Below are 23,984 nucleotides of genomic sequence, written 5' to 3' on the forward strand. Positions count from 1 at the left end.
GTTCAGAAATGGTCTTTCCAGGCACGCAGGGTGGCGAAGGTCGCCTCGCTGGTGTCGGTGTCGCCATGGGCCGAGGCGGCCTGACGAACGCTGGAGTCGTCACAGCGCAGGAAAGGATTGATGCGCTTTTCCCGCGCCAGGGTGCTGGGCAGGGTGGGGCGGTCGAGCTCTCGCGCTCGCCGGCACTCCTCCATGGCCTGCTCCACGTCCGGGTTCTGCGGGTCGGCAGCCTGGGCGAAGCGCAGGTTGGCGAGGGTATACTCGTGGGCGGCGAACACCAGGGTATCGTCGGGCAGGGTCGCCAGCCGCTCGAGGGAGGCGTGCATCTGCTCGGGGGTGCCCTCGAACAGCCGACCGCAGCCGGCGCTGAACAGGGTGTCGCCGCAGAACAGCAGCGGGGGGATCCCGGCGGTGAAGTAGGCGATATGGTCCAGGGTGTGGCCCGGAACGGCATGGACCTCGAGCAGGCGGCCCATGACCCTGACCTCGTCGCCGTCACCCACCACCTCGTCGATGCCGGCAATGTTCGGGTTGTCCGGACCGATCACCCGGGGAGCATGGCGCTGGATCAGCTCGGGCAGCCCACCCGTGTGATCCGGGTGGTGGTGAGTGATCAGCACGGTGGAGAGCGTCAGTCCCTCGCGCTCGAGCAGTTCGATGACAGGGGCCGCATCGCCCGGGTCGACCACGCAGACATCAGGGGTCGAATCCTGGCGCAACAGCCAGATATAGTTGTCGCCAAACGCGGGGATCGGTGTCACGCTCAACATGGGTAAGGCGTCCTGGTGGGCATGGAGTCCTGATCTGGGCACGAATCACCGCGGCTGACCTTGCGCTGCTCTCGATGTCGACCTCGAGGCACCTTGCCGGCTCCTCGAGTCATGGTCAGACGCTGCCGCGAATCGAAACGGGTTGCAAAACCCCGAATCTTGGAGGGAAGCGCACGCCATGTCAACTTCGTCAACCGCTACCGACCTGGCCCGCCTGGTGCGGGATGGCCGACGCTACTGGGCGACCCCGGCCGGGCAGGCCGTCTGGCAGGCCGAGCGTGCCTGCCTGGGGCCGGTGTGCGAGCGGCTGTTCGGAGCGCATAGCCTGGAGTTGGGCATGACCAGCGCCCTGGCCGACATGTGTCCCGTCCGGCATGCCATGCGCTGGGCACCTACCCGGGAAATGGCCGAGCAGGACGCCACCCTGGTGTGTCCGCCCGATGCCCTGCCGCTGCACGACGACAGCCTGAGCCTGGTGATCATCCATCACCTGCTGGAGGTGTTGCCGGACCCCCACCACATGCTCCAGGAGGCGGCCAGGGTCACCTCCGACGCCGGCCGGCTCATCATCTTCGGCTGGGCGCCGCTGGGGCCGGCCGGGTTGTCGCGGGCCTGGCCGGGCCGGCTGCGACGCCTGCCCTGGCGCGGCCATTGGCGCACCCCGGGCCGACTCAGGGACTGGCTGGCATTTGTCGATTTCGAGATCGAGCGGGTAGACTACTGTGGCTTTCATCTGCCCGGCAGCCTGCCGCGCAATGCCATGCTGGAGACCCTGGGGCGGCGTCACAACCTTCCCCTGGGCGACAGCTACATGATTCATGCCCGCCGCAAGCCGCACCTGGTACAGACGCAGCGCTCCCGCCTGACCTTCGCCCGTTCGCTTGGCGGTTCGGCGCTGGGGGGAGCCACGCGCCTCGGGTCGCCGCGGATCGAGCGGGAACAGGAAAGGATGACCGAGGGTGACTGAGACACGCCAGGCCGATGCACTACCACGGGTCACCATCTACACCGATGGCGCCTGTCGCGGCAACCCGGGACCCGGTGGCTGGGGCGCGTTGCTGGTCAGCGGCAGTCACGAGCGGGCCCTCAACGGCTTCGAGGCCACCACCACCAACAACCGCATGGAACTGATGGCGGCGATCATGGCGCTGCGCGAGCTGAAGCGCCCCTGCGAGGTGGCGCTGTGGACCGACTCGGAGTACCTCCGCAAGGGGATCACCGAGTGGATCCACGGCTGGATCAAGCGCGGCTGGAAGACCGCCAGCCGCACGCCGGTGAAGAATGCCGAACTGTGGCGAGAGCTGCACGAGGAGACCCACCGCCACCGCATCGAGTGGCACTGGGTCAAGGGCCACAGCGGTCACCCCGGCAACGAGCGTGCCGATGCCCTGGCCAACCAGGCCATCGACGAGCACCGGGCACGCGCCTGAGCCACGTCCCGTACCATACCGAGCCGAGCTGACGAGACCCCACCATGCGCCAGATCATCCTTGATACCGAGACCACCGGCATCGACCCGCGTGATGGCCACCGACTGGTCGAGATAGGGGCGGTCGAGATGGTCAACCGTCGCCTCACCGGCAACACCTACCATCAGTTCATCAATCCCGAGCGCGAGATCGACCCCGAGGCCGTGGCGGTCCACGGCATCACCAACGAGCGTGTCGCCGATGAGCCGCTGTTTGCCGACATCGCCGACGACTTCTGGGCCTTTATCGAGGGGGCGGAGCTGGTAATCCACAACGCTCCCTTCGACGTGGGCTTCATGGACCACGAGTTCCGGATGCTCAACGACCAGCGCGGCGAGCCGCGCCTGGGGCCGGTCGCCGATCACTGCCGGATTCTCGATACCCTGCAGATGGCCCGGGACAAGCACCCGGGGCAGCGCAACAACCTCGATGCCCTGTGCAAGCGCTACGAGATCGACAACGGCCACCGGGTGCTCCACGGGGCCCTGCTGGATGCCGAGATCCTTGCCGATGTCTACCTGGCGATGACCGGCGGGCAGACGGCACTGTCGCTCGACGCCTCCACCGGTGGCGAGGGCACGGTCGGTGGCACCACCGGCCTGGCGATTCGGCGGATCGCCCTGGAGCCGGGTCGACTGCAGGTGTTGCGGCCCGACGACGCCGAGCGGGAGGCCCATCGGGCCAAGCTGGCTCGTATTCGGGAGGCCGCCGGTGAGTGCCGGTGGGACGGGCTCGCCGAGGGCGGGGAAACGACCTGATGCTGCGTCGTGATCTCCCCGTCGACGCCGGCGGCGGTCGTGTCATCCGGCTGGCCGAGGGGCGTGTCGCCCCGGCACCCGACGGCGGGATCCTCCAGCCGTCGATGCCGTGGACTCCCGGCATGCAGCCGCTCTGCTACTGGGATGACGAGCCGGTGGCGCTCAGTCTCGAGGAGGCGGCGGGCGAGACCTGGCCCGATGGGCGAGGCTGGCTCGGCCGGTTGCCGGAATCCTGGTTCGCCCTGCTCTCCACGGCCCTGCAGGTGGGGGCCTGGCTGCGCGACCACCGCTACTGCGGCCGTTGCGGCACGGCGGCCAGCCGGCTGGACAGCGAGTTCGCCATGCAGTGCGAGCGATGCGGCCACCGCAACTACCCGCGAATCTCCCCCTGCATCATCACCCTGGTCACACACGGTGACGCGCTGCTGCTGGCCCGCAGCCCGCGCTTCCCGCCGGGGCGCTACTCGACCCTGGCTGGCTTCATCGAACCCGGGGAGTCCGCCGAGGAGGCCGTGCGTCGCGAGATCTTCGAGGAAGTGGGGCTGACGGTGGGGCGGGTACGCTATTTCAAGAGCCAGGCCTGGCCCTTCCCCCATGCGCTGATGCTGGGCTACTTCGCCGAGGCGGCGACCCGGCGCATCCGGATCGACGGGGTCGAGATCACCGATGCGGCCTGGTTCAGCCCGCGCAAGCTGCCCCAGCTGCCGCCGCTCTACTCCATCTCGCGCGCATTGATCGAGACGCACCTGGGCGAGGTGAGGGCGTCCCAATGACGACGGGCCGCCCGAGGGCGACCCGTCCGGCGCGCCGTGGAGTCTCTCAATCGACGGGGAACAGGCTGCCCAGCCGGGTCGCCAGCATGACGTTGCCGGTGGCCTTCAGCTTGCCGGTCATGAAGGCGGTCATGCCGTTGATCTCGCCGTTCATCACCCCCTTGAGGGTATCGGTGCTCATGGTCAGGGTCACCGAGGGGTCGTCGTGCTCGCCTTCCTCGACGGCGAGGTTGCCATCCCTGACCACCAGGTAGTGGCTGCCGGCATCGCTGAAATGGAACTGGAAGACCTCGTCCATGCCATTGGCGGCCTGGGCATCGAATCGAGTCTGCAGCTTGTCGAAGGTGGAGAGGGTCATGTCGGGGGTCCTTGGTCTGGTAGGGCCTGGGTTCGGGGAGAAGGTCGAGCACCTTCCTCGATATGCTCGAGCATATTTCAAACGATCGTTTCAATCAAGTATTGCTCCCGATCCGGCTTCATGCTTGGCTGTGAGGCGAAGAGGATCGTGATGCGAGGAGAGCCCGGTGAACGAGTGGTTGACGGATTTCGGCATGTTCCTGGCCCAGGTGCTCAGCCTGGTGGTGATCGGCGGCCTGGTGGTGGCCGTGGTGGTGAAGGCCAGGGGCGAGGTCGGCGAGCGGACGCGACTGCGCCTCGAGGAGCTCAATGCGAACCGCGAGTACCGACGTCGGCGCCTGACCATGGCGGCCAGTGAGCCCGGCGAGCGCAAGCGGTTGCTCAAGAGGTTCCGACGGGATGACAAGTCCCGTGGCCGCAAGGGGAAGGGAGAGCGTCGGCCGACGGTGTGGGTGCTCGACTTCCATGGCGATATCCGGGCCAGTGCGACCGGCCGCCTGGGCGAGGAGGTCTCGGCGCTGCTGGATGCCGCGGCGGAAGGTGACGAGGTGGTGGTGAGGCTGGAATCCGCCGGCGGACTGGTGCACGCCTACGGGCTGGCCGCCGCCGAACTCGATCGCCTGCGCGTGGCCGGATTGCGCACCACCGTGTGTGTCGACAAGGTGGCTGCCAGCGGCGGCTACCTGATGGCCTGTGCCGCCGACCAGCTTCGGGCTTCCCCCTTTGCGGTACTCGGCTCGATCGGTGTGGTGGCCCAGCTGCCCAATGTCCATCGGCTGTTGAAGCGCCACGATATCGACGTGGAACTGCTCACCGCCGGTCGCTACAAGCGGACCCTGACGGTCTTCGGCGAGAATACCGAGGAGGGGCGCGAGAAGTTCCTCGAGGACCTGGAGGGCATCCACGCCCTGTTCAAGCGGCATGTGGCCGAACGCCGCCCGGCTCTCGACATCGAGGCGGTAGCCACCGGAGAGGTGTGGTACGGCAGTGAGGCCCTGAATCAGGGGCTGGTCGATGCTCTGGGCACCAGCGAGGCCTACCTGGCCGAACGCATGAAGGAGGCACGGGTGATCAGCGTGAAGCTGGAGCCGAAACGCAAGCTCGGGGATCGCCTTGGCCTGGCGATCTCCCGCGGCGTCGAGCGGGCCGTGGAACGCGGCCTCGAAGTGCTCGAGGCGAGCCGCTGGCAGAAGCGCTGAGGGTCCCTCATGGCGCGGGGTCGAAGGCCAGGCGCCCGAGTGCCTCGATCACGGTGCGGGCATTGTCGCCCTGCAGGGAATAGTAGATGGTCTGGGAGGCACGGCGGGTAGTGACCAGCCCCTCGCGGCGCAGGATCGCCAGGTGCTGCGAGAGCGCCGACTGGCTCAGGCTCAGTTCCTGATTGAGCTCCGTCACCGACAGCTCCCGGCCGTCGAGCAGGCACAGTACCCGCAGGCGATTGTCGTTGGCCATGGCCTTGAGAAGCGTCGTGGCCTGATCGATGATCGGATCCCCGCCATCCAGCAGGCGAGAAGCGACGCTGTTAGAGGTGTTCATGATGATCCCCCTGCGCTGACGGGCCATGCGGCCTCGACACGGTACCCTGCAACCCGACGACCGTCGGCGGCTGAGGTGTTGCTGACGTTTCCCCGGCCCTTCCTGGCAACTACGTGATTCCTGTTTTAATCATTTCTCAAGCATAGCCCACCCCGTGCCCGCGCCAAGCCAGGATTTCACGATAGTTCAATGCCGACAACCGGCCAACTGGCGCCCTGACGGTCCTTGTTGTCGACAATAGGGTTCGTCGGCCTTCACCTTTTGTCGCAAATTAGCCGATGGTATGAGTGCGCGGGCGCGGAACTGCTCTAGAGTGTCAACAATCAAAGACCTCACCCGGCATAGCAGACAGGACGCCCATGAGTACCTATCACAACGAATTCCGCCGCTCCATCGACCAACCCGAAACCTTCTGGGCCGAGCAGGCTCGTCGCTTGCCGTGGTACACGCCGCCCACCACCATTCTCGAGTACGACGAGGCCGGGCACGCCCGCTGGTTCGTCGACGGCGAGCTCAATATCTGTCACGCGGCGCTGGATCACCATGTGGAACAGGGACGCGGCGACCAGCCTGCCATCTTCTGGGACTCGCCGGTCACCGACAGCAAGCGCGTCATCAGCTATGCCGAGATGCGTGACCAGGTGGCCCGCTTCGCCGGGGCCCTCAGGGGGCTCGGCGTCCGCAAGGGCGACCGGGTGGTGATCTACATGCCCATGGTGCCCGAGGCCCTGGTGGCGATGTATGCCTGCGCCCGCCTGGGGGCCGTGCACTCGGTCGTGTTCGGCGGCTTCGCCCCCCACGAGCTGGCGGTACGCATCGAGGATGCCGAGCCGAAGGTGGTGGTGGCGGCGTCCTGCGGTGTCGAGGTCGACCGGGTCATCCCCTACAAGCCGATCATCGACACCGCCATCGAACAGAGCAGCCACAAGCCGGATGCCTGCGTGGTGCTCCAGCGCGAGCAAGGGATCGCAGAACTGGGCGCGATCGACCATGACTGGGCGGCGCTCGTCGCGGCGGCCGAGCCTGCCGACTGCGTGCCGGTGAAGGGCAGCGACCCGCTCTATGTGCTCTACACCTCGGGCACCACCGGCAAGCCCAAGGGGGTGGTGCGCGACACCGGCGGGTACGCCGTGGCCCTGCACTATTCCATGGAAACCATCTACGACGTGGCCCCGGGCGAGGTGTTCTTCTCGGCCTCCGACGTCGGCTGGGTGGTGGGCCACTCCTATATCGTCTATGCGCCGCTGCTGCGCGGCTGCACCACCGTGGTCTACGAGGGCAAGCCGGTGCGGACGCCGGATGCCGGCGCCTTCTGGCGTCTGATCGAGGAGTACCGGGTGAAGAGCTTCTTCACCGCGCCGACCGCCTTCCGTGCGATCAAGAAGGAGGACCCGGACGGCAAGCTGCTGGAGCAGTACGACATCTCCAGCCTCAAGGCACTGTTCCTTGCCGGCGAGCGCCTCGATCCGCCGACCTTCCACTGGCTCGACGACCTGCTGGACGTGCCGGTGATCGACCATTGGTGGCAGACCGAGACCGGCTGGCCCATCGCCGCCAACCTCCAGGGCCTCGAGCCGATGCCGACCAAGGCCGGCTCGGCCACGGTGCCGGTGCCCGGTTTCGACGTGCAGATCCTCGACCGGGAAGGCGAGCAGGCCGCGGCCATGGAGCAGGGGAGCGTGGTGATCAAGCAGCCCATGCCCCCGGGTTGCCTGGTGGGGGTCTGGGGCGACCCGCAGCGCTTCCACGCCGCCTACATGGCGGCCTTCCCCGGCTACTACCTGACCGGCGATGGCGGCTACTTCGACGAGGATGGCTATCTCTTCATCATGGGGCGCACCGATGACGTCATCAACATCGCCGGCCATCGCCTCTCCACCGGCGAGATGGAGGAGGTCGTCGGTGCCCATCCGGCGGTGGCCGAGTGCGCGGTGATCGGTATCCACGATGCCCTCAAGGGCCAGCTTCCGGTGGGCCTGGTGATTCCCAAGGATGGCTTCGAGGGTGACGAGGTGGCCCTGGAGGAGGAGTTGATCGCCCTGGTGCGGGAGAAGATCGGCCCCATCGCCTGCTTCAAGCAGGTCCTGGTGGTCGACCGCCTGCCCAAGACCCGCTCCGGCAAGATCCTGCGCAAGCTGCTGCGCAACATCGCCGACGGCAAGGAGTATGGCGTCCCCTCCACCATCGACGATCCGGCCAGTCTGCAGGACGTCCACGACGCAATGAAGGGCAAGTCGGTGGGCTCGGCTCACGAGGCACGCCAGGTCTGACGGCGGGCAGGGCCCGCAGGATCCGCGCCGCCCCTCCCGGGCGGCGCGGTCGTCTTGCGGGGCGCATGGCCATGCGGGCGCGGAGGCCGTATACTGCGCGGCCAGTCAACGCCGGCCATGGCCGGTGCCGTCTCACGAGGGTTCCCTCACCCCTCCCGCAAAAAAAGGACCCCGCGATGTTCGTGCTTCCCGAGGCCCAGTACCGCCGCTGCCTGACACTGCTCGTCGGCTTCCACATCCTGGTGATCGCCGCCAGCAATTACCTGGTCCAGCTGCCGTTCACCCTGTTCGGTTTCCATACCACCTGGGGGGCGTTCAGCTTCCCCTTCATCTTCCTCGCCACCGACCTCACCGTACGGCTGTTCGGCAAGGAGCCGGCCCGGGCCATCGTCATGCGCGTCATGCTGCCGGCACTGGTGATCTCCTACGTGGTCTCGGTGGTCTTTCCCCGCGGCGGTTTCGCGGGGTTCGGGGCACTGGGGGACTGGAACCTCTTCGTTGCACGGATCGCCGTGGCGAGTTTCATGGCCTATGTGCTGGGGCAGCTGCTGGACGTGCATGTCTTCGATCGGCTGCGGCGCCTGAGAGCCTGGTGGGTGGCGCCGGCGATCTCCACGGTGCTCGGCAACCTCGCCGACACTTTCGCCTTCTTCTCCATCGCCTTCCACAACAGCCCGGATGCCTTCATGGCGGCCAACTGGGCGGAGATCGCCTGGGTCGATTACGTCATCAAGCTCGGCATCAGCCTGCTGTTCTTCCTGCCCCTCTACGGCATACTGCTGGCCTCGCTGAGCCGGCGCCTGGTCGCCGTGACCGGAAGCGATGACCTGCTGCCGGAAGCGGCGCGAGCACGTCACTGAATCCACTCGAGTCGAGGAGTCTGCCATGCCCGTCGAACTGAACCATCTCGATACCCAGCAGGACACCGGAGGCCCCGTCGCCGGAGGAGGGATCCCGCTGGTGGTGATCCACGGCCTGTTCGGCAGCGCCGACAACTGGCGCTCCCACATCAAGGCATGGCAGGAGCACCACCGGGTGATCGCGGTCGACCTGCGCAATCACGGCCGTTCCCCCCATGCGGCGGGCATGAGCTACGACGAGATGGCCGCGGACGTGATGGCGCTGCTCGACCGGCTGGGCATCGAGCGCATCCACCTGCTGGGCCACTCCATGGGGGGCAAGGTGGCCATCAGCCTGGCCCGACTGGCCCCGGCGCGCGTGGTGTCGCTGATCGTCGCCGACATCGCACCGCGGGCCTATGGCCATGACCACGACACCGTCTTCGCCGGCCTGCGCCGGGTCGTGGAGGGCAGGCCCGCCAACCGCCGCGAGGCGGACGAGCTGCTCGCCGAGCATGTCCAGGAGCGCGCCGTACGGCTGTTCCTGGCCACCAACCTGGAGCGAGCGGAGGAGGGCCGGCTGCACCTGCGCCTGGGCCTCGACGAGATCCAGGACGATTACGAGGCGGTCATGGGCGAGCCGGCAGGCGAGGGCGCCTACGACGGGCCGACCCTGGTGCTGCGAGGCGCGAACTCGCGCTACGTCACCGACGAGATGCTTCCGGAACTGCGCGAGGTGCTGCCCCGGGCCCGTGTGGTGACCCTCGAGGCCGGGCACTGGCTGCATGCCGAGCAGCCCGAGGCGTTTCGACGAGCGGTCGACGATTTCCTCGCCGAGCAGGCCTGAAGCCGGCTCAGAAGGTGCCCGGATCGATGGCCAGACTTTCCACCGGGGTCAGGGTCTCGACCAGGCCGGCATCGAAGAGGAACTTCTCGAAGCGGGCATAGCGTCCATGGTCGACGGCCGCGGGGCTTGCGCTGAAGCGCAGCAGGATGTCCGGCCAGGCGGCCAGGTTGGCCGCGGTATCCATCCCCGGCTCCAGGAGCATCAGCCGCTCCCAGGCCTCGGCAGGGTGCTCGAGTATCCAGCCGGTGGCCTCCTCCAGCCCTTCCACCAGCTGCCGGATGGCATTGCGCCGGCCGTTCAGCCGGTCGCGGTTCGCCAGCAGGACCAGGCCGTCATGCAACGGCACCCCGTGGTCCTCCAGGCGCATCAGGCGGCTGGCCACGCCCTCGTCGCCGAGTTGGCGCGGCAGCAGGTGGCGCATGGCGCCGATCACGCCATCCACCTCTCCCTCGCTCACCGCCCGGGCCAGGCCGAAGTTGACGTCTCGGGTTTCCACCTCGCCGCGCTTGATGCCATGGGGAGGCAGCAGGATGTCGAGCAGGAGCTCCAGGCTGTCCTCGTCGGCGTGGCCGATGCGACGTCCCGCCAGGCCGGCGGGGGAGTCGATGCCCAGGTCCTCGCGCACGACCAGGGCGGCCATCGAGCTGTCGACCAGGGTGGCGACGCGTACCAGCGGCAAGCCTCGATCGACCTGCAGGTGCAGCAACGGCTGGCGGCTCAGGGCGAGGTCCACGCGCGAGGCGGTGAGCAGCTTGGTCGGCACATTGGGATCGGCCGGTGTTGTGAGCCGCACCTCGAGACCGCGCCGGGCGAAGATCCCCAGGTCCCTGGCAAGGATCAGGGCGGCATGCCGGGGGCTGGGGTACCAGTCGAGCACCACCTCGAGTTCGGTCATCGGCGGTGGCGTGATGGGTTCGGCCGGTGTCAGGGCGACGGTGGGCACCGGGCTGGCCGGCTCCTCGTCCTGCGCCTCGGGGCGTGTCGCCATGGGCGCCTCGCCCGGTCGGCGCTGGCGTGCCGCCGGCGGTGGCGCGGCAGGGGGGCGCTCCGCTCCGTCATCGCCGCTGATCGCTTCGGGAGACGGCGCCTGTGCCGCTGGCGCATCGCCGAGCAGAGGCACCATCACCTCGGTGCCCAGGGGAGGGTAGCCCAGCGGCGGGGCGGGCAACGGCTCGTCGTCCGCCCCGGCGGGGGGCGCGGACAGCAGAGCCAGCGCCACGCAAGGCGCCAGGACAGCGCCCAGGCTCGGCAGACGGCGAGCGCGAGTGGTCATGGAGGTTGCTCCAACGGCTGGAAACGGGAGGTGCGCCCGGGGCGCGGCGCCAGTTTAGCCCCTGGCACTTCACCGTGGCCAGTTCGCCGGGGCCGCAGCGTCGCGACGGCCTCCCCGCCATGCGATAATCACGCTTGACGCAGCAGAGGCAGGACGCCATGGATGTCATCAATACCCTCTTCCTGCTCAGCGGCTTCCTGATCGCCCTGAGCGTGCTCGCCAGCCGGCTTTCCACCCTGGTGGGGCTGCCGCTGCTGTTGATCTTCCTGGGGCTGGGCATGCTGGCCGGGGAGGAGGGCCTGCTCGGCATCCAGTTCGACGACTACTCGCTGGCCTTCCTCATCGGCCACCTGGCGCTGGCCATGATCCTGCTCGACGGCGGCCTGCGCACCCGCTTGAAGACCTTCCGGGTCGGCTTCCGTCCGGCTCTTTCGCTGGCCACCTTCGGGGTGTTCATCACCAGTGCCCTGGTGGGCGCGCTGGCCATCTGGATCTTCGACCTGAGCCTGGTGCAGGGGCTGCTGGTGGGTGCCATCGTCGGCTCCACCGATGCCGCCGCCGTGTTCTCGATGCTCAGCGGCCGCGGCATCAACCTCAACGAGCGCGTCGGTGCCACCCTGGAGATCGAGTCCGGCACCAACGATCCCATGGCGATCTTCCTGACCATCTTGCTGGTCGAGCTGCTGGTCGGGGAGATCGGCAGCGTGATGAGCACCACGCTGTTCCTGATCGAGCAGTTCGGTTTCGGCCTGGCGATCGGGCTGGGCGGAGGCTGGCTGATCGCCAAGCTGCTGCGCTGGGTCGACCTGGCCCCCGGGCTCTACTCCCTGCTGGCCCTGGCCCTGGGGTTCTGCGTCTTCGGCCTGACCAGCGTGTTGGGCGGGAGTGGCTTCCTGGCCATCTACCTCACCGGCCTGATGATCGGCAACCAGCCCGGGCGTCACCTCAACTTCATCCTGCCGGTGCACGATGGACTGGCCTGGCTCAGCCAGATCGGCCTGTTCCTGGTGCTGGGGCTGCTGGTCACGCCGAGCGAGATGCTCGAATACGCCCTGCCGGCCTCGCTGGTGGCCCTGGCACTGATCTTCGTGGCGCGTCCGCTGGCCGTGCTGATCACCATCAAGCCGTTCTTCAAGTTCCGCTGGCGTGAGGTGGGGTTCATCTCCTGGGTCGGGCTCCGCGGGGCGGTACCCATCGTGCTGGCGATCTTCCCGGTGATCGGGGGGGTGGAGAATGCCTCTCTCTACTTCAATGTCGCCTTCGCGGTGGTGCTGATGTCGCTGCTGATCCAGGGCGGGACGCTGCCCTGGATGGCCCGCTGGATGAGGGTGGAGGTGCCGCGCAGCGTGACCCCGAACCTCAGAGGCCCCCTCGGCGTGCTGCCGGAGAACGACTACGAGATGTTCGTCTACGTGGTGGAGAACGCCGACCTCGAGAATGTCCCCATCCGCCTGCTGCGCTTCCCATCCGGGGCGCTGATCTCGGCACTGTTTCGCGAGCATGCCATGCTCCACCCCAAGGGCGGTACCCGTCTGCAGCTCGGCGACGTGATCTGCGTGATCGGTCGCACCGATGACCTGCCGGCCCTCAATCGGCTGTTCAATGGCGAGGCCAAGCTCAAGCGGGAGCGTGCCTTCTTCGGCACCTTCACCTTCGACGGGGATGCCCGGATGCAGGACATCGCCGACGTCTACGGCCTGACCCTCAGTCCCGGCGAGCAGGACATGACCCTGGACGAGTTCATCTCGCTGAGGGTCGGTGGCCATCCGGTGGTGGGTGACGACGTCGACTGGCACGGCATCCACTGGGTGGTGAGCGAGGTCGAGGGAGACAAGATCACCCGGGTGGGGCTACGGCTCTACTGATCCGACGGTCTCACTGCGTCCCTGCCGGGGGCTTCTTCACCGTAAGCGCCACCTCGACCGCCTGTTCCGGGCTGGCCACCAGGACCTCGCCATCCTCGAAGTTGCAGTTCAGCATCATGGTCTTCGCCGCCAACCCGGCGAGTTTCTCCACCGACTGCGGGGCGATATCGACGACCTCGAGGTTGTCGAAGGCGGACAGCTTGCCGGCCATCTGCTCCCACCAGGTCGCGGCGCCATGACCGCTGTAGGTGTAGATCACCACCCGGGCCGCACGACTGCATGCACGGCGAACCGCCTTCTCGTCGGGCTGCCCCAGCTGGATCCAGAGCTCGATGGCGCCGGTCAGGTCCTTCTGCCAGATATCCGGTTCGTCCTCGGTGCTCACGCCGCGGCCGAAGGCCAGCGCGTCATTGGCGTGGCGGGCAAATGCCAGCAGCCGCACCATCATGCGCTCGTCGGTTTCCGACGGGTGGCGGGCCACGGTCAGGCCATGCTCGCCGTAGTAGTGCCGGTCCATGTCGGCGATCTGCAGCTGGACCCGATGAATCGTCGCCTTCAATGCCATCTGTGCTGGTCACCCGCTGGGCTGGAGGTTGGGGCCTGCCATGATGCCACAATCGAGACTTGGGCAGGGGCGGGGATCACCCCGGGAGGGCGAGCGGGGTGCCATGGAACGAAAAAAGCGCCCGCAGGCGCTTGATTCTGAAAGAGAAGTGGCGGAGGGACAGGGATTCGAACCCTGGGAAGGCTCTCACCTTCGCCGGTTTTCAAGACCGGTGCATTCAACCGCTCTGCCATCCCTCCGGCTCACGGGAGGGCATATTACCAGTTTTCGACCGTGGGTCAAGAGCCCCTTGGGATCAAGGCGTTAGCCGTGACGACGGGGTTGGGGCACAATGGGGGGATTCAGCCCAGGAGGACGAGATGGTACAGCAGCAGACCGCGCAGCCGGGAGCACGTCCGATACCCGCGGTATCCGCGGCCGTGGTGCGCGATGGACGAATCCTGATGGTTCGCCGGCGCAACCCGCCCAATGCCGGACGCCTTGCCCTGCCCGGCGGCAAGGTCGAGCACGGCGAGAACCTCCAGGACGCCGCGGTTCGCGAGCTGTTCGAGGAGACGGGCATCCGCGCCACCCCGCGCGAGGTGCTGACGGCCATCGACGTACTGGATCATGACCGCCACAGCACGCTGCTGGCCCACTATGTCATCGTGGTGATCCGCATGGAGTGGCAGGGCGGTATCGAGGCGGCGGCCGATGATGCCACCGAACTGCGCTGGATGGACCTCGATGCGCTGGACGCCGCCGGCAGCGGGGTCTGCGAGACGGCCGCCGATGTGGCGCGCCGGATCCTGCTGCAGGCGGCCAGGGAAGAATCATCGTTGAGTGACGGATAGGCAAGGGCTTGCGCCGGGAACCCCGAGTGGGCATTCTAGGTCGAGTGCCTAGATCAACAAATCAGGGAGCTCTGGATCAATGGCTTACCAAGACACTCAGCTGACGCGGCAGCAGACACAGGCGGTCAGTACCAACAAGGTGCTGCGCAACACCTACGGCCTGCTGGCAATGACACTGCTGTTCTCCGCTGTGACAGCCGGGGCCGCCATGGCGATGGGCATCGAGCGGATGAACATCCTGGTGTTCTTCATCGGGGCCTACGGCCTGATGTTCCTGGTGCACAAGACCGCCAACTCGGCGATGGGGCTGCTTTCCACCTTCGCCTTCACCGGTTTCATGGGGTTCACCCTGGGGCCGATCCTCAGTGCCTACCTGGCCCTGCCCAACGGGGCGGCGCTGATCATGAACGCCCTGGCCATGACCGGCCTGACCTTCATCGGCCTCTCGGCCGTGGCACTGGTCACGAAGAAGGACTTCAGCTTCCTGGGCAACTTCCTGCTGGCCGGCGCCATCGTGCTGATCCTGGCCATGGTGGCGGGGCTGGTGTTCCAGATTCCCACCCTGATGCTGATGGTCTCCGCCGGCTTCGTGCTGTTCGCCTCGGCGGCGATCCTCTACCAGACCAGCGAGATCGTGCACCGGGCCGGCGAGACCAACTACATCCTCGCCACCATCACCCTCTACGTGTCGATCTACAACCTGTTCGTCAGCCTGCTGTCCCTGCTCGGCATCATGAGCAGCGACTGATACCCGCTCGGCTGGATCCTGCTGGCCCCGCCTCCCGGCGGGGCCAGCCCGTTTCCGGAGACCCTCCATGCGCTACGCCATCCTGCTGCTGGGCGCCCCCTACAGCTGTCAGGCCTCTCACTCGGCGCTGCAGTTCGCGCGCGCCGTGGTCGAGAGGGGGCATCGACTCGAAACGGTTTTCTTCTATCATGATGGCGTGCAGAATGCGGCGCGACTGGCGGCACCGCCCCAGGATGAGCCGCACCTGGTCGATGCCTGGGTGGCATTGAGCGAGGAGCACGGGACCTCGCTGCAGGTCTGCATCGCCGCCGCACTGCGCCGCGGGCTGCTCGACGAGCGTGAATCTGCGCGCCACGGCAAGCAGGGTCACAGCGTCGAGGCGCCCTTCGAGCTGACCGGGCTGGGGCAGCTGGTCGATCTCGGGCTACGCTGCGACCGGCTGGTCACCTTCGGGCCCTGAACCCGCATCGCGTCGAGGAAGTGACCATGACCGAGCCCTCCGTATCCGACCTGCTGGTGATCCTGCGTCACGGCCCCCACGGCAGCAGCTGGCTGCGCGAGGGGCTCGATGCGGCTCTGGTGGCGGCCGCCTTCGGTCGCCAGGTCACGCTGCTGTTCATGGGCGAGGGGGTGACCGCCCTGCTCCGTGATCAGCAGGCCGGGCCGCTTGGCCAGAAGGGCTCCAGCGCGACCCTGGAGATGCTGGCGATGTATGATATCGAGACGCTGCTGGTCGAGGAGGCCGCCCTCACGCGCTTCGGCCTCACCGAGGCGGACCTGATGCTCCCCGTGCGCCCGCTATCTGCCGAGGCCATCTCCGCCCAGCCGGGAGATCATCGCCTGGTGCTGACGTTCTGAGGCGCCGCACGACTGGTCACCGCACCCGCCGTACCGAGGACCCCTGCATGCTGCTGCATATTCTGAACCGCTCCCCGGCCACCAGTCGGGTCTACCAGCAGACCCTCGCGGCCATGGCGCCGGAGGACCGTCTCCTGCTGATCGAGGATGGGGTCCAGGGGGCACTGCCCCAGCTGGTGCGCTACTTCGACGGGCTCCAGGGCCAGCTGTTCGCCCTGCGCGAGGACCTGGCCGCCCGCGGGCTCGAGGGCCGCTGTGACGCCTCCGTGCAGGTGGTCGACGTGGATGGATTCGTGGCCCTGACCGAAGAAGCCGACCGCACGGTGAGCTGGTACTGATGGCCACCACGGAGATCGCGCGCCACCTGGTGGTGGATGGCCGTGACATCGCCCTCGATCCCGAGGGCTACCTGGTCGAGCTGGCCGACTGGTCTCCGGCCGTGGCCGAGCGCCTGGCGGCCGAGGAGGGGCTGACGCTGAGCGCCGAACACTGGGAGGTGCTCGAGGTCCTGCGCGACTTCTATGCGCGCTTCGAGCAGGCCCCCGCCATGCGCCCCCTGGTCAAGGCCGTGGGCCAGGCCCTGGGCCCGGACAAGGGGCGTTCCATCCACCTGATGCGTCTCTTCCCCGGCAGCCCGGCCAAGGTGGCGGCCCGGCTGGCGGGCCTGCCCAAGCCGGCCAACTGTATCTAGGCCCACATGAACTTCCTGGCCCACGCCTGGCTGGCTCGAGGCGGCAGCGATGACTTCCTCTACGGCAACCTGATCGCCGACGGGGTGAAGGGGGCGGACCTCACGGCCTGGGAAGCGGAGGTCGCGGCCGGCATTCGCCATCACCGCCGCGTGGATGCCTTCGTGGATGGCCACCCGGTCGTGCGTTCCATACGGGAGAGGGCGCCGGGGCGCCAGCGACGCTATGCGGGCATCGCCCTGGATCTGGTGTGGGACCACTTCGTGGCCCGCGAACTGGGGCTCGCCCAGCAGGAATCCCGGCTGGTGGTGCGCTGCTACCGGCTGCTGGCCAGTCGGCCCGCGCCGGATCGCCTGGCCGCCATGATGCCGGTACTGGTGGAGCAGGACTGGCTCCATCGCTATGCCGACTTCGCCTTCACCTGCCGGGCCATCCGCGGGATCGGCCAGCGACTGTCGGGCCCCAATCGCCTGGCCGAGCTGGTGCCCTGGCTGGCGACGGACTATCTCCGGCTGGAGGGGGACTTCCAGCGCCTCTGGCCCGAGGTCAGGGCGGCGCTGGAGATCCCCGAGGCGTGACGCTCAGTCGACCCGCAGCCACAGGCAGTCGATGGGGTCGCCCGGCGTGACGCGACGCTCGGCCGGGATCACCGCCAGGGCATCCGCGCCGATGCAGGAGGAGAGCACGCCGGAGTTCTGGTCGCGGAACGCCCTGGCCACGACCCCCTCCTCGGTGAAGTCCAGCGCCACGCGCATGTAGTGCCGGCGCGGGCCGGTGGTGGTGGCGAAGTCGGCCCGACAGCGCAGCCTCGGCAGCGTCGCCAGGGACGGGCAGCCCTGCAGCGCCCCCATCAGCGGCCGCAGGAACAGCCAGGCCCCGACGAAGCTCGACACCGGGTTGCCCGGCAATCCGACGAAGCGCGACTCGCGTCCCGCTTCGCCGGGCAGACGCCCCAGCGCCAGCGGCTTGCCCGGCCGGATGGCCAGGCGCCACAGGTCGAGTCGGCCCAACTGCTCCAGGGCCGCCCTGACGTGGTCCTCCTCGCCGACGCTGACGCCACCGGTGGAGATCACCACGTCGGCCTCGCGGGCCGCGGCGGCCAGGGTCTCCCGGGTCCCCGCGGCGTCATCGGGCACCGAGGCGACCCGTACCAGCTCGGCACCGAAGCGTTCCAGCAGGCGCCTGAGCATCGGCCGGTTGGAGTTGTAGATCTGCCCCGGCGCCAGGGGCTGGCCGGGGTCGACGATCTCGTCACCGGTGCTGAGCAGGGCGACCCGCGGGCGGCGGCGGACCCGCACCTCGGTGATACCCTGGCCCGCCAGGTGGCCCAGGGCCGCCGCCTCCAGGCGTTCGCCGGCGGGCAGCAACTCGTCACCGGCCGAGACGTCGCGGCCGCGACGGCGGACGTTGTCGCCCGCGGGAATGCCGTCGGGTATCCGGACCCGGTCGCCTTCCGCCTCGACCCGCTCCTGCATCACCACGCAATCGGCACCCGGGGGGATCTCGCCGCCGGTGAAGATGCGCGCACAGCTGCCCGGTGCCAGGGGGGTGGCGGCGGCCCCGGCGACGATGCGCTGGCTCACCGGCAGCCAGTGGCCGGCGTCCGCGTGGCGCAGGGCATAGCCGTCCATGGCGCTGTTGTCGAAGGGCGGCACGTCCAGGCGAGCCGTCACCGCCTCGGCCAGCACCCGTGCGGCGGCCTGCTCGCAGGGCAGGGTCTCGGCAGGCAGCGGGGTCACATCCGCCAGCAGCGCCGCCAGGGCCGCCTCGACGCTCTTGAGATCAGCCATGCCGGCCTCGCTCGGGCAGCTCCCGACTCGCCCGATAGTGCAGGGTGTCGACGGTTCGCCAACGCTGGCGGTGCCTATGGGGTCTGACCCCCGGGACGTCGAGGTTGCCGAGGAAGGCCATGTCGGTGGCCGCGGTCGAGCACGGGGTCAGACCCCATAGGTGCGTCCTCGGGACCTGAATCGAACGGTCATCGCCTGCCATGACGTCATCATCAAACATGCTGGCCTCGCTCGGGGATCACCAGGTTGGCGAAGTTGCAGGGTTTATGGCGGCTGTCGAGCTGTTCGGCGAGGATACCGTCCCAGGCGGTGCGGCAGGCCCCGGTGGAGCCGGGCAGGCAGAACACCACCGTGGCATTGGCCAGCCCGCCCAGGCAGCGGCTCTGCACCGTGGAGCTGCCGATCTCCTGCCAGCTGAGGTGACGGAACAGCTCGCCGAAGCCCTCGATCTGCTTGTCGAGCAGCACGCCCACCGCCTCCGGGGTCGAGTCCCGGCCGGTGAAGCCGGTCCCGCCGGTGGTCAGGATCACCTGCACTTCGGGGTCGGCGATCCAGCCCGCCACCACGGCGCGGATCCGATAGATGTCGTCAGCCACGATCTGCTTGTCGGCCAGGCGGTGGCCGGCGGCGGTCAGGCGCTCCACCAGGCTCTGCCCGCTGCGGTCGGTCGCCTCGGTGCGGGTATCGGAAATGGTCAATACCGCCACGGAGAGGGGGATCATCGGCTCGTTCATCTCAGGAGGACTCCCCGTCCTGACGCTTCTCGGCCTGGCGGGCCTCGAAGGCGGCCAGCTGTTCCGGCGTCGCCTCCTGCTGGTACTTCTCCTTCCACTCGCGGTAGGGCATCCCGTAGACGAACTCGCGAGCCGTCTCGTAGTCGAGTTCCGCACCGCGCTCCTCGGCGGCGGTCACCAGCCACTTGGAGAGGCAGTTGCGGCAGAAGTCGGCCAGTATCATCAGGTCGATGTTCTGCACCTCCTTGTGCTCGTTTAGGTGCTTGAGCAGGCGACGAAAGGCCGCGGCTTCCAGCTCGGTACGGGTGGCATCATCGAGGTGTTCCATGGGGGGTCTCCCTGCCGGTGTCATCGGTCCCGCCAGCATAACAAAAGACACCGCCCGAAGGCGGTGTCGAGAGGGTGGCGTATCAACGCGGCTCAGCCAGGGCGAGAGGCGGCCTCGTCGCTGGCGTCAGGCGAGGCGCGCCCGGCGGCGAGCTGCTCCTCGGGGATCGCCTGGTCCTTCACCTCCTCGTACCAGAGGTTGTGGTGGTCCCGGGCCCAGGTCTCGTCGACATAGCCGGTGGTCATGCCCTCGAGCGAGCCCTCCGAGCCGATGGTGCCGATGTAGATGTGGCCCAGTGCCACCGCGGTCAGGCCCAGGGCCCCCACGGCGTGGATGATGTTGGCCCACTGCATGGTGTCGCGGCTCTGGCCGTAGTTGGGGAAGTCCAGCACGAAGCCGCTCGCGACCACCGCCAGGCCTGCCGTGGCCAGCAGCCAGAACCACAGCTTCTCGCCGCCGTTGGCGAACCCCGCATCGGGATGGCCCTTGCCGACCAGGCCGCCCCCCTGCTTGAACCAGGTGAGGTCATGCCGCTTCGGCAAGTTGTGCTTCAGCACCCGGGCGAGCAGCACCACCAGCAGGACGCCGAACAGCGGGCCCAGGTAGTTGTGGGCGATCTTCGAGGCGGAGATCATCGCGCCCCACACGGCATCCCCGAACAGCGGCCGGAAGACGGCCTTGCCGTAGAGCAGGTTCAGGCCGGATAGCGCCAGGACGATGAACAGCGTGGCCACGGTCCAGTGGATCGAGCGCACGAGCAGCGGCCAGCGCAGCAGCTTTCGGCCCGTGCGCGGTTGGCTGAGATCCTTGCGTCCGATGATCAGGTAGAAGAGCGCGATCACCACGATCATGCCGCCGATGGCGATCAGGCCGAAGGGCGAGACCCAGCGGTTGCGCAGCTGTCGCCAGTTCTCCCCGCTGGCATTGACCAGGTTGTAGGTGGAATCCGCCCGGCTGTCGCGGAAGTTGGCTCCCACCTCGCCGCTGCGCACCTGTCGCCAGGTGTCCGGCGACACGCCGCCGACGGCGCCGGCGGCCTCGCGTTCCGGTTCGGCCTGGGCCAGCACCGGCTGGGCGAGGGCCAGGCCGGCCAGCAGCGCCAAGGCAAAGGCCAGCATCCGCCACAGGCCCGGCCATGTGTTGGAAAGGGTCATGGTGCCTCCTTACCCCTGGCGGGTGGCGTCGTAGGCGAGGTTGTCGGCATCGGCGCGGGGATTGCCCGACCAGCCCCCGTCCGCATGGCCGCGCTGGACCACCCGCTGGCGGAAGATGTCCGCCACCGTCTGGGCGTCACCGGCCAGCAGGGCCTTGGTGGAGCACATCTCGGCACACAGCGGCAGCTTGCCCTCGGCGATGCGGTTGGCGCCGTACTTCTCGTACTCCTCCTCCTTGCTCTCCGCCGGCCCGCCGGCACAGAAGGTGCACTTGTCCATCTTGCCGCGCTCGCCGAAGGCGTTCTGCTTGGGGAACTGCGGAGCCCCGAAGGGGCAGGCGTAGAGGCAGTAGCCGCAGCCGATGCACAGGTCCTTGTCGTGCAGCACGATGCCGTCGTCGGTCTTGTAGAAGCAGTCGGTGGGGCAGACCGCCATGCACGGTGCATCGTCGCAGTGCATGCAGGCCACCGAGATCGACACCTCGGTGGGTTCGCCATCGTCGAGGGTGACCACGCGGCGGCGCTGGATGCCCCATTCGACATCGTTGGCGTTCTTGCAGGCGGTGACGCAGCCGTTGCACTCGATGCAGCGTTCCGCGTCGCACATGAATTTCATCTGAGCCATGGGAATCTCCTGGTTGGCGAGCGCAATCAGCTGGCTTTCTCGATACGACACAGGGTGCACTTGGTTTCCTGCATCTGCGTCACGGTGTCATAGCCGTAGGTGGTGGCGGTGTTGGCCGCCTCGCCGAGCACGTAGGGGGCCGAACCCTCCGGGTAGCGGTCGTGCAGGCTCTCGCCCTGGAACATGCCGCCGAAGTGGAACGGCATGAACACCACCTCCCGTGCCACCCGGGGCGTCACCAGGGCCTGGACGCGGACGCGGCCGCCCTCGGCACCCTCGACCCACACCATGTCGCCGTCGGCCACCGCCAGCTCGTTGGCCAGCGCCGGGTTGATCTCGACGAACATCTGCTGCTGCAGCTCGGCGAGCCAGGACATGGAGCGGGTCTCCTCGCCGCCACCCTCGTACTCCACCAGGCGCCCGGAGGTGAGGATGATCGGGTAGCGATCGGAGTTGTCGTTGTCCTGGATGCTCTTGTAGAGCGTCGGCAGGCGATAGTGCGAGGCGACGTCATCCCAGGTCGGGTAGTCCGCGACCAGGTCGCGGCGGCTGGTGTAGAGCGGTTCGCGATGCTTGGGGATCGGGTCGGGGAAGGTCCAGACGTTGCAGCGCGCCTTGGCATTGCCGAAGGGGGCGCACTCGTGGGCGATGGCCACCCGCTGGATGCCGCCGGAGAGGTCGGTCTTCCAGTTCTTGCCCTCCGCCTCGGCCTGCTCCTCCTCGGTGAGGTCGTCCCACCAGCCCAGGTCCTTGAGCATGGCATCGGTGAACTCGGGATAGCCGTCGTTGAGCTCGGAGCCTTCGCTGAAGGAGCCATCGGCGAGGATGTTCTCGCCGTCGCGCTCGATGCCGAAACGGGCCCGGAAGGTGAGGCCGCCCTCGGAGACCCGCTTGCTGGTGTCGTAGAGGATCGGGGTGCCGGGATGCCCCATCTCGGCATTGCCCCAGCAGGGCCAGGGCAGGCCGTAGTAGTCGCCGTCAGCCGGCCCTCCCTCGGCCTGCAGGGTGCGGAAGCTGAAGGTGTGCCAGTTCTGCTGGTGGGCCTTGAGCCGCTCGGGGCTCTGTCCGGTATAGCCCACCGTCCACATGCCGCGGTTGAACTCGCGGGTGATGTCCTCGACGAGGGGCTCGGTGCCGTTGATCTCGATGTTCCTGAACAGCTCGTCGGCGAAGCCCAGCTTGCGCGACAGCAGGTACATGATCTCGTGGTCGGGCTTGGCCTCGAACAGCGGCTCGATCACCTTGTCGCGCCACTGGATCGAGCGGTTCGTCGCGGTCACGCTGCCGTAGGTCTCGAACTGGGTGGCTGCCGGCAGCAGGTAGACCCCGTCGCTGCGACCGTGCATGACGCCGGCCACGGTGGGGTAGGGGTCGACGATGACCATCATCTCGAGCTGCTGCATCGCCTTCTGCATCTCGGGGCCGCGGGTCTGGGAGTTGACCGCATGGCCCCAGTAGAACATCGCCTTGAGCCGGGTGCGCTGGGAGATCGCGTCCTCCTCCTCGAGCACGCCATCGACCCAGCGCGATACCGTGATGCCGTTGCTGTGCATCGGCTTGCCATCGGCGTACTCGGTCTGGTCGAAGCGGCTCTTGAGCCAGTCCAGGTCGAGGTCCCAGACGCGGGCCCAGTGGGCCCAGGCGCCCTCGGCGAGGCCGTAGTAGCCGGGCAGGGAGTGGGACATCAGCCCCAGGTCCGTCGCCCCCTGGACGTTGTCGTGGCCGCGGAAGATGTTGGCGCCCCCGCCGGACTTGCCGACGTTGCCCAGCGCCAGCTCGAGGATGCAGTAGGCGCGGGTGTTGTTGTTGCCGGTGGTGTGCTGGGTGCCGCCCATGCACCAGACGATGCAGCCGGGCCGGTTCTCGGCCAGGCGACGCGCCGTGTCGCGCATCAGTGCCTCGGGCACGCCGGTGATGCGCTCGACCTCGCCGGGCGGGAAGTTGGCGACCTCGGCACGCACCTCGTCCATGGCATAGACGCGCTGGTCGATGTACTGCTGGTCCTCCCAGCCATTCTCGAAGATGTGCCAGAGCAGGCCCCAGATGAAGGCCACGTCCGAGCCGGGGCGGATGCGCACGAAGCTGTCCGCCTTGGCGGCGGTGCGGGTGAAGCGCGGGTCGACGACGATGATCTGGGCGTGGCTGCGCTCCTTGGCCAGCAGGATGTGCTGCATGGCCACGGGGTGCGCCTCGCTGGGGTTGGAGCCGATGAACATGATCGACTTGCTGTTCTGGATGTCGTTGAGCGAGTTGGTCATCGCCCCGTAGCCCCAGGTGTTAGCCACCCCGGCCACGGTGGTGGAGTGGCAGATGCGCGCCTGGTGGTCGGTGTTGTTGGTGCCGGCCAGGGCCGCGAACTTGCGCATTAGGTAGGCCTGCTCGTTGTTGAACTTGGCCGAGCCGAGCCAGTAGATGCTGTCGGGACCGTGCTCCTCGGTGAGCTGGAGCACCTTGTCGCCGATCTCCTCGATGGCGTCTTCCCAGGAGAGGCGCTGCCACTCGCCCCCCACCAGCTTCATGGGGTACTTGAGGCGCCGGCTGGAGTGGCCGTGCTGACGCAGCGAGGCGCCCTTGGCGCAGTGGGCGCCGCGGTTGATGGGATGATCGAAGGCGGGTTCCTGCTTGGTCCAGATTCCTTCCTGGACCTCGGCATAGACGCCACAGCCCACCGAGCAGTGGGAGCAGACGGTCCGCCTGGTCTCCACCGGCGAGTCGAGCACCGGGGTCTTGTCCGAGGCGTCGCTGCGACGCATCATCGGGGCCCCCATGAAGCCGGCCGCGGCGAGGCCGCCGGTGGTGGCGCCGCTGCGCTTGAGGAACTGGCGCCGGGAAATGCCCAGCCCGGGTGCCTTGGGGGCATCGCTTTTACGAGTCAGACGCATGGTGTGATCTCCTGGCTGTCGA

General features: G+C 68.0%; 27 protein-coding genes and 1 tRNA gene. 16 read left to right on the plus strand and 12 right to left on the minus strand.

Features of this window, described 5'->3' with window-relative positions:
• Positions 1-2: 2 nt before the first annotated feature.
• Positions 3-770, minus strand: a complete 768-nt coding sequence (gloB, locus tag ACOMD9_RS00420) for a hydroxyacylglutathione hydrolase (protein ID WP_421411429.1) — start codon at positions 768-770, stop codon at positions 3-5.
• A gap of 178 nt (positions 771-948) precedes the next feature.
• Here gloB and ACOMD9_RS00425 point away from each other — a divergent pair, with 178 nt between their 5' ends.
• The 4 genes from ACOMD9_RS00425 to nudC are packed head-to-tail and all read left to right on the plus strand — an operon-like array spanning position 949 to position 3,770.
• Entirely contained in the window at positions 949-1,737 is a 789-nt protein-coding gene (locus ACOMD9_RS00425) for a class I SAM-dependent methyltransferase (protein WP_421411431.1), read from the plus strand.
• Complete coding sequence (rnhA, locus tag ACOMD9_RS00430) at positions 1,730-2,200, plus strand: ribonuclease HI (RefSeq protein ID WP_421411432.1); 471 nt, start codon at positions 1,730-1,732, stop codon at positions 2,198-2,200. The genes ACOMD9_RS00425 and rnhA overlap by 8 nt, the downstream gene beginning before the upstream one ends.
• A gap of 44 nt (positions 2,201-2,244) precedes the next feature.
• Entirely contained in the window at positions 2,245-2,997 is a 753-nt protein-coding gene (gene dnaQ, locus ACOMD9_RS00435; protein ID WP_421411434.1) for a DNA polymerase III subunit epsilon, read from the plus strand.
• A complete protein-coding gene (nudC, locus tag ACOMD9_RS00440) occupies positions 2,997-3,770 on the plus strand; it encodes an NAD(+) diphosphatase (RefSeq protein WP_421411436.1) in 774 nt (257 codons plus the stop codon). Before dnaQ ends, nudC begins: the two co-directional genes overlap by 1 nt.
• Before the next feature lie 46 nt (positions 3,771-3,816).
• Here the strand turns inward: nudC and ACOMD9_RS00445 are convergent, their stop codons facing one another.
• Positions 3,817-4,128 carry an SCP2 sterol-binding domain-containing protein gene (locus ACOMD9_RS00445; protein WP_421411438.1) on the minus strand — a complete coding sequence of 104 codons (312 nt, stop codon included), beginning with the start codon at positions 4,126-4,128 and terminating at the stop codon, positions 3,817-3,819.
• A gap of 166 nt (positions 4,129-4,294) precedes the next feature.
• Between ACOMD9_RS00445 and sohB the strand changes: the two genes are divergently transcribed.
• Positions 4,295-5,326, plus strand: coding sequence for a protease SohB (sohB, locus tag ACOMD9_RS00450; RefSeq protein ID WP_421411440.1), 1,032 nt, complete (start codon positions 4,295-4,297; stop codon positions 5,324-5,326).
• 7 nt (positions 5,327-5,333) lie between these two features.
• On the opposite strand, the gene ACOMD9_RS00455 is transcribed toward sohB, so the two are convergent.
• Positions 5,334-5,663 (minus strand): ArsR/SmtB family transcription factor, encoded by a 330-nt coding sequence (locus ACOMD9_RS00455; RefSeq protein ID WP_421411442.1) that lies wholly within the window; start codon positions 5,661-5,663, stop codon positions 5,334-5,336.
• 359 nt (positions 5,664-6,022) lie between these two features.
• Between ACOMD9_RS00455 and ACOMD9_RS00460 the strand changes: the two genes are divergently transcribed.
• From ACOMD9_RS00460 to ACOMD9_RS00470, 3 genes are all read left to right on the plus strand, one after another.
• Entirely contained in the window at positions 6,023-7,933 is a 1,911-nt protein-coding gene (locus ACOMD9_RS00460) for a propionyl-CoA synthetase (RefSeq protein ID WP_421411444.1), read from the plus strand.
• A gap of 176 nt (positions 7,934-8,109) precedes the next feature.
• On the plus strand, positions 8,110-8,793 hold the full coding sequence (locus tag ACOMD9_RS00465; RefSeq protein WP_421411446.1) for a 7-cyano-7-deazaguanine/7-aminomethyl-7-deazaguanine transporter: 684 nt from the start codon (positions 8,110-8,112) through the stop codon (positions 8,791-8,793).
• A 25-nt stretch (positions 8,794-8,818) separates the two neighbouring features.
• On the plus strand, positions 8,819-9,619 hold the full coding sequence (locus tag ACOMD9_RS00470) for an alpha/beta fold hydrolase (RefSeq protein ID WP_421411448.1): 801 nt from the start codon (positions 8,819-8,821) through the stop codon (positions 9,617-9,619).
• A 7-nt stretch (positions 9,620-9,626) separates the two neighbouring features.
• On the opposite strand, the gene ACOMD9_RS00475 is transcribed toward ACOMD9_RS00470, so the two are convergent.
• Positions 9,627-10,892: an ABC transporter substrate-binding protein gene (locus tag ACOMD9_RS00475; protein ID WP_421411449.1), complete on the minus strand. Its 1,266-nt coding sequence runs from the start codon at positions 10,890-10,892 to the stop codon at positions 9,627-9,629.
• 158 nt (positions 10,893-11,050) lie between these two features.
• On the opposite strand from ACOMD9_RS00475, the gene ACOMD9_RS00480 reads away from it, so the two are divergent.
• Positions 11,051-12,757, plus strand: a complete 1,707-nt coding sequence (locus ACOMD9_RS00480) for a potassium/proton antiporter (protein WP_421411929.1) — start codon at positions 11,051-11,053, stop codon at positions 12,755-12,757.
• A 10-nt stretch (positions 12,758-12,767) separates the two neighbouring features.
• Here the strand turns inward: ACOMD9_RS00480 and ACOMD9_RS00485 are convergent, their stop codons facing one another.
• Positions 12,768-13,322: a YaeQ family protein gene (locus ACOMD9_RS00485; RefSeq protein WP_421411450.1), complete on the minus strand. Its 555-nt coding sequence runs from the start codon at positions 13,320-13,322 to the stop codon at positions 12,768-12,770.
• 149 nt (positions 13,323-13,471) lie between these two features.
• Positions 13,472-13,561: transfer RNA gene (locus tag ACOMD9_RS00490), tRNA-Ser, on the minus strand.
• 120 nt (positions 13,562-13,681) lie between these two features.
• Here ACOMD9_RS00490 and ACOMD9_RS00495 point away from each other — a divergent pair.
• The 7 genes from ACOMD9_RS00495 (at position 13,682) to ACOMD9_RS00525 (ending at position 17,028) form a co-directional block, all read left to right on the plus strand.
• Positions 13,682-14,155 carry an NUDIX hydrolase gene (locus ACOMD9_RS00495; RefSeq protein ID WP_421411452.1) on the plus strand — a complete coding sequence of 158 codons (474 nt, stop codon included), beginning with the start codon at positions 13,682-13,684 and terminating at the stop codon, positions 14,153-14,155.
• A 79-nt stretch (positions 14,156-14,234) separates the two neighbouring features.
• On the plus strand, positions 14,235-14,903 hold the full coding sequence (locus ACOMD9_RS00500) for a Bax inhibitor-1/YccA family protein (RefSeq protein WP_421411453.1): 669 nt from the start codon (positions 14,235-14,237) through the stop codon (positions 14,901-14,903).
• Between the two features lie 67 nt (positions 14,904-14,970).
• Positions 14,971-15,363 (plus strand): sulfurtransferase complex subunit TusD, encoded by a 393-nt coding sequence (gene tusD / locus ACOMD9_RS00505; protein ID WP_421411455.1) that lies wholly within the window; start codon positions 14,971-14,973, stop codon positions 15,361-15,363.
• A gap of 26 nt (positions 15,364-15,389) precedes the next feature.
• The gene (gene tusC, locus ACOMD9_RS00510; protein WP_421411457.1) at positions 15,390-15,761 is read left to right on the plus strand and encodes a sulfurtransferase complex subunit TusC; all 372 of its coding nucleotides are present in this window, start codon (positions 15,390-15,392) and stop codon (positions 15,759-15,761) included.
• A 47-nt stretch (positions 15,762-15,808) separates the two neighbouring features.
• Positions 15,809-16,099 (plus strand): sulfurtransferase complex subunit TusB, encoded by a 291-nt coding sequence (gene tusB / locus ACOMD9_RS00515; RefSeq protein ID WP_421411459.1) that lies wholly within the window; start codon positions 15,809-15,811, stop codon positions 16,097-16,099.
• The gene (locus ACOMD9_RS00520; RefSeq protein ID WP_421411460.1) at positions 16,099-16,452 is read left to right on the plus strand and encodes a TusE/DsrC/DsvC family sulfur relay protein; all 354 of its coding nucleotides are present in this window, start codon (positions 16,099-16,101) and stop codon (positions 16,450-16,452) included. Before tusB ends, ACOMD9_RS00520 begins: the two co-directional genes overlap by 1 nt.
• A gap of 6 nt (positions 16,453-16,458) precedes the next feature.
• Positions 16,459-17,028 (plus strand): acyl carrier protein phosphodiesterase, encoded by a 570-nt coding sequence (locus tag ACOMD9_RS00525; protein ID WP_421411462.1) that lies wholly within the window; start codon positions 16,459-16,461, stop codon positions 17,026-17,028.
• A 3-nt stretch (positions 17,029-17,031) separates the two neighbouring features.
• Here the strand turns inward: ACOMD9_RS00525 and ACOMD9_RS00530 are convergent, their stop codons facing one another.
• The 6 genes from ACOMD9_RS00530 to ACOMD9_RS00555 form a co-directional block, all read right to left on the minus strand.
• A complete protein-coding gene (locus tag ACOMD9_RS00530; protein WP_421411464.1) occupies positions 17,032-18,240 on the minus strand; it encodes a molybdopterin molybdotransferase MoeA in 1,209 nt (402 codons plus the stop codon).
• A gap of 212 nt (positions 18,241-18,452) precedes the next feature.
• Entirely contained in the window at positions 18,453-18,974 is a 522-nt protein-coding gene (gene moaB / locus ACOMD9_RS00535; protein WP_421411466.1) for a molybdenum cofactor biosynthesis protein B, read from the minus strand.
• Between the two features lies 1 nt (position 18,975).
• Positions 18,976-19,302: a DUF1244 domain-containing protein gene (locus ACOMD9_RS00540; RefSeq protein ID WP_421411468.1), complete on the minus strand. Its 327-nt coding sequence runs from the start codon at positions 19,300-19,302 to the stop codon at positions 18,976-18,978.
• A gap of 92 nt (positions 19,303-19,394) precedes the next feature.
• Positions 19,395-20,456 (minus strand): formate dehydrogenase subunit gamma, encoded by a 1,062-nt coding sequence (locus ACOMD9_RS00545; RefSeq protein ID WP_421411470.1) that lies wholly within the window; start codon positions 20,454-20,456, stop codon positions 19,395-19,397.
• 9 nt (positions 20,457-20,465) lie between these two features.
• Complete coding sequence (gene fdh3B / locus ACOMD9_RS00550; RefSeq protein WP_421411471.1) at positions 20,466-21,080, minus strand: formate dehydrogenase FDH3 subunit beta; 615 nt, start codon at positions 21,078-21,080, stop codon at positions 20,466-20,468.
• 26 nt (positions 21,081-21,106) lie between these two features.
• Positions 21,107-23,962, minus strand: a complete 2,856-nt coding sequence (locus tag ACOMD9_RS00555; protein ID WP_421411473.1) for a molybdopterin-dependent oxidoreductase — start codon at positions 23,960-23,962, stop codon at positions 21,107-21,109.
• Positions 23,963-23,984 lie beyond the last annotated feature (22 nt).

The organism is Halomonas terrestris (genome assembly GCF_049166755.1).
Taxonomy (GTDB): Bacteria; Pseudomonadota; Gammaproteobacteria; order Pseudomonadales; family Halomonadaceae; genus Halomonas.

Coding starts and splice junctions, on each gene's coding strand:
- ACOMD9_RS00525 (WP_421411462.1), top strand. CDS start 16,459: ATGAACTTCCTGGCCCACGCCTGGCTGGCTCGAGGCGGCAGCGATGAC.
- ACOMD9_RS00475 (WP_421411449.1), bottom strand. CDS start 10,892: ATGACCACTCGCGCTCGCCGTCTGCCGAGCCTGGGCGCTGTCCTGGCG.
- moaB (WP_421411466.1), bottom strand. CDS start 18,974: ATGAACGAGCCGATGATCCCCCTCTCCGTGGCGGTATTGACCATTTCC.
- ACOMD9_RS00455 (WP_421411442.1), bottom strand. CDS start 5,663: ATGAACACCTCTAACAGCGTCGCTTCTCGCCTGCTGGATGGCGGGGAT.
- tusC (WP_421411457.1), top strand. CDS start 15,390: ATGACCGAGCCCTCCGTATCCGACCTGCTGGTGATCCTGCGTCACGGC.
- ACOMD9_RS00465 (WP_421411446.1), top strand. CDS start 8,110: ATGTTCGTGCTTCCCGAGGCCCAGTACCGCCGCTGCCTGACACTGCTC.
- dnaQ (WP_421411434.1), top strand. CDS start 2,245: ATGCGCCAGATCATCCTTGATACCGAGACCACCGGCATCGACCCGCGT.
- ACOMD9_RS00485 (WP_421411450.1), bottom strand. CDS start 13,322: ATGGCATTGAAGGCGACGATTCATCGGGTCCAGCTGCAGATCGCCGAC.
- tusD (WP_421411455.1), top strand. CDS start 14,971: ATGCGCTACGCCATCCTGCTGCTGGGCGCCCCCTACAGCTGTCAGGCC.
- ACOMD9_RS00500 (WP_421411453.1), top strand. CDS start 14,235: ATGGCTTACCAAGACACTCAGCTGACGCGGCAGCAGACACAGGCGGTC.
- ACOMD9_RS00480 (WP_421411929.1), top strand. CDS start 11,051: ATGGATGTCATCAATACCCTCTTCCTGCTCAGCGGCTTCCTGATCGCC.
- ACOMD9_RS00495 (WP_421411452.1), top strand. CDS start 13,682: ATGGTACAGCAGCAGACCGCGCAGCCGGGAGCACGTCCGATACCCGCG.
- ACOMD9_RS00470 (WP_421411448.1), top strand. CDS start 8,819: ATGCCCGTCGAACTGAACCATCTCGATACCCAGCAGGACACCGGAGGC.
- ACOMD9_RS00545 (WP_421411470.1), bottom strand. CDS start 20,456: ATGACCCTTTCCAACACATGGCCGGGCCTGTGGCGGATGCTGGCCTTT.
- ACOMD9_RS00530 (WP_421411464.1), bottom strand. CDS start 18,240: ATGGCTGATCTCAAGAGCGTCGAGGCGGCCCTGGCGGCGCTGCTGGCG.
- ACOMD9_RS00555 (WP_421411473.1), bottom strand. CDS start 23,962: ATGCGTCTGACTCGTAAAAGCGATGCCCCCAAGGCACCCGGGCTGGGC.
- tusB (WP_421411459.1), top strand. CDS start 15,809: ATGCTGCTGCATATTCTGAACCGCTCCCCGGCCACCAGTCGGGTCTAC.
- fdh3B (WP_421411471.1), bottom strand. CDS start 21,080: ATGGCTCAGATGAAATTCATGTGCGACGCGGAACGCTGCATCGAGTGC.
- ACOMD9_RS00520 (WP_421411460.1), top strand. CDS start 16,099: ATGGCCACCACGGAGATCGCGCGCCACCTGGTGGTGGATGGCCGTGAC.
- nudC (WP_421411436.1), top strand. CDS start 2,997: ATGCTGCGTCGTGATCTCCCCGTCGACGCCGGCGGCGGTCGTGTCATC.
- ACOMD9_RS00425 (WP_421411431.1), top strand. CDS start 949: ATGTCAACTTCGTCAACCGCTACCGACCTGGCCCGCCTGGTGCGGGAT.
- ACOMD9_RS00460 (WP_421411444.1), top strand. CDS start 6,023: ATGAGTACCTATCACAACGAATTCCGCCGCTCCATCGACCAACCCGAA.
- ACOMD9_RS00540 (WP_421411468.1), bottom strand. CDS start 19,302: ATGGAACACCTCGATGATGCCACCCGTACCGAGCTGGAAGCCGCGGCC.
- ACOMD9_RS00445 (WP_421411438.1), bottom strand. CDS start 4,128: ATGACCCTCTCCACCTTCGACAAGCTGCAGACTCGATTCGATGCCCAG.
- gloB (WP_421411429.1), bottom strand. CDS start 770: ATGTTGAGCGTGACACCGATCCCCGCGTTTGGCGACAACTATATCTGG.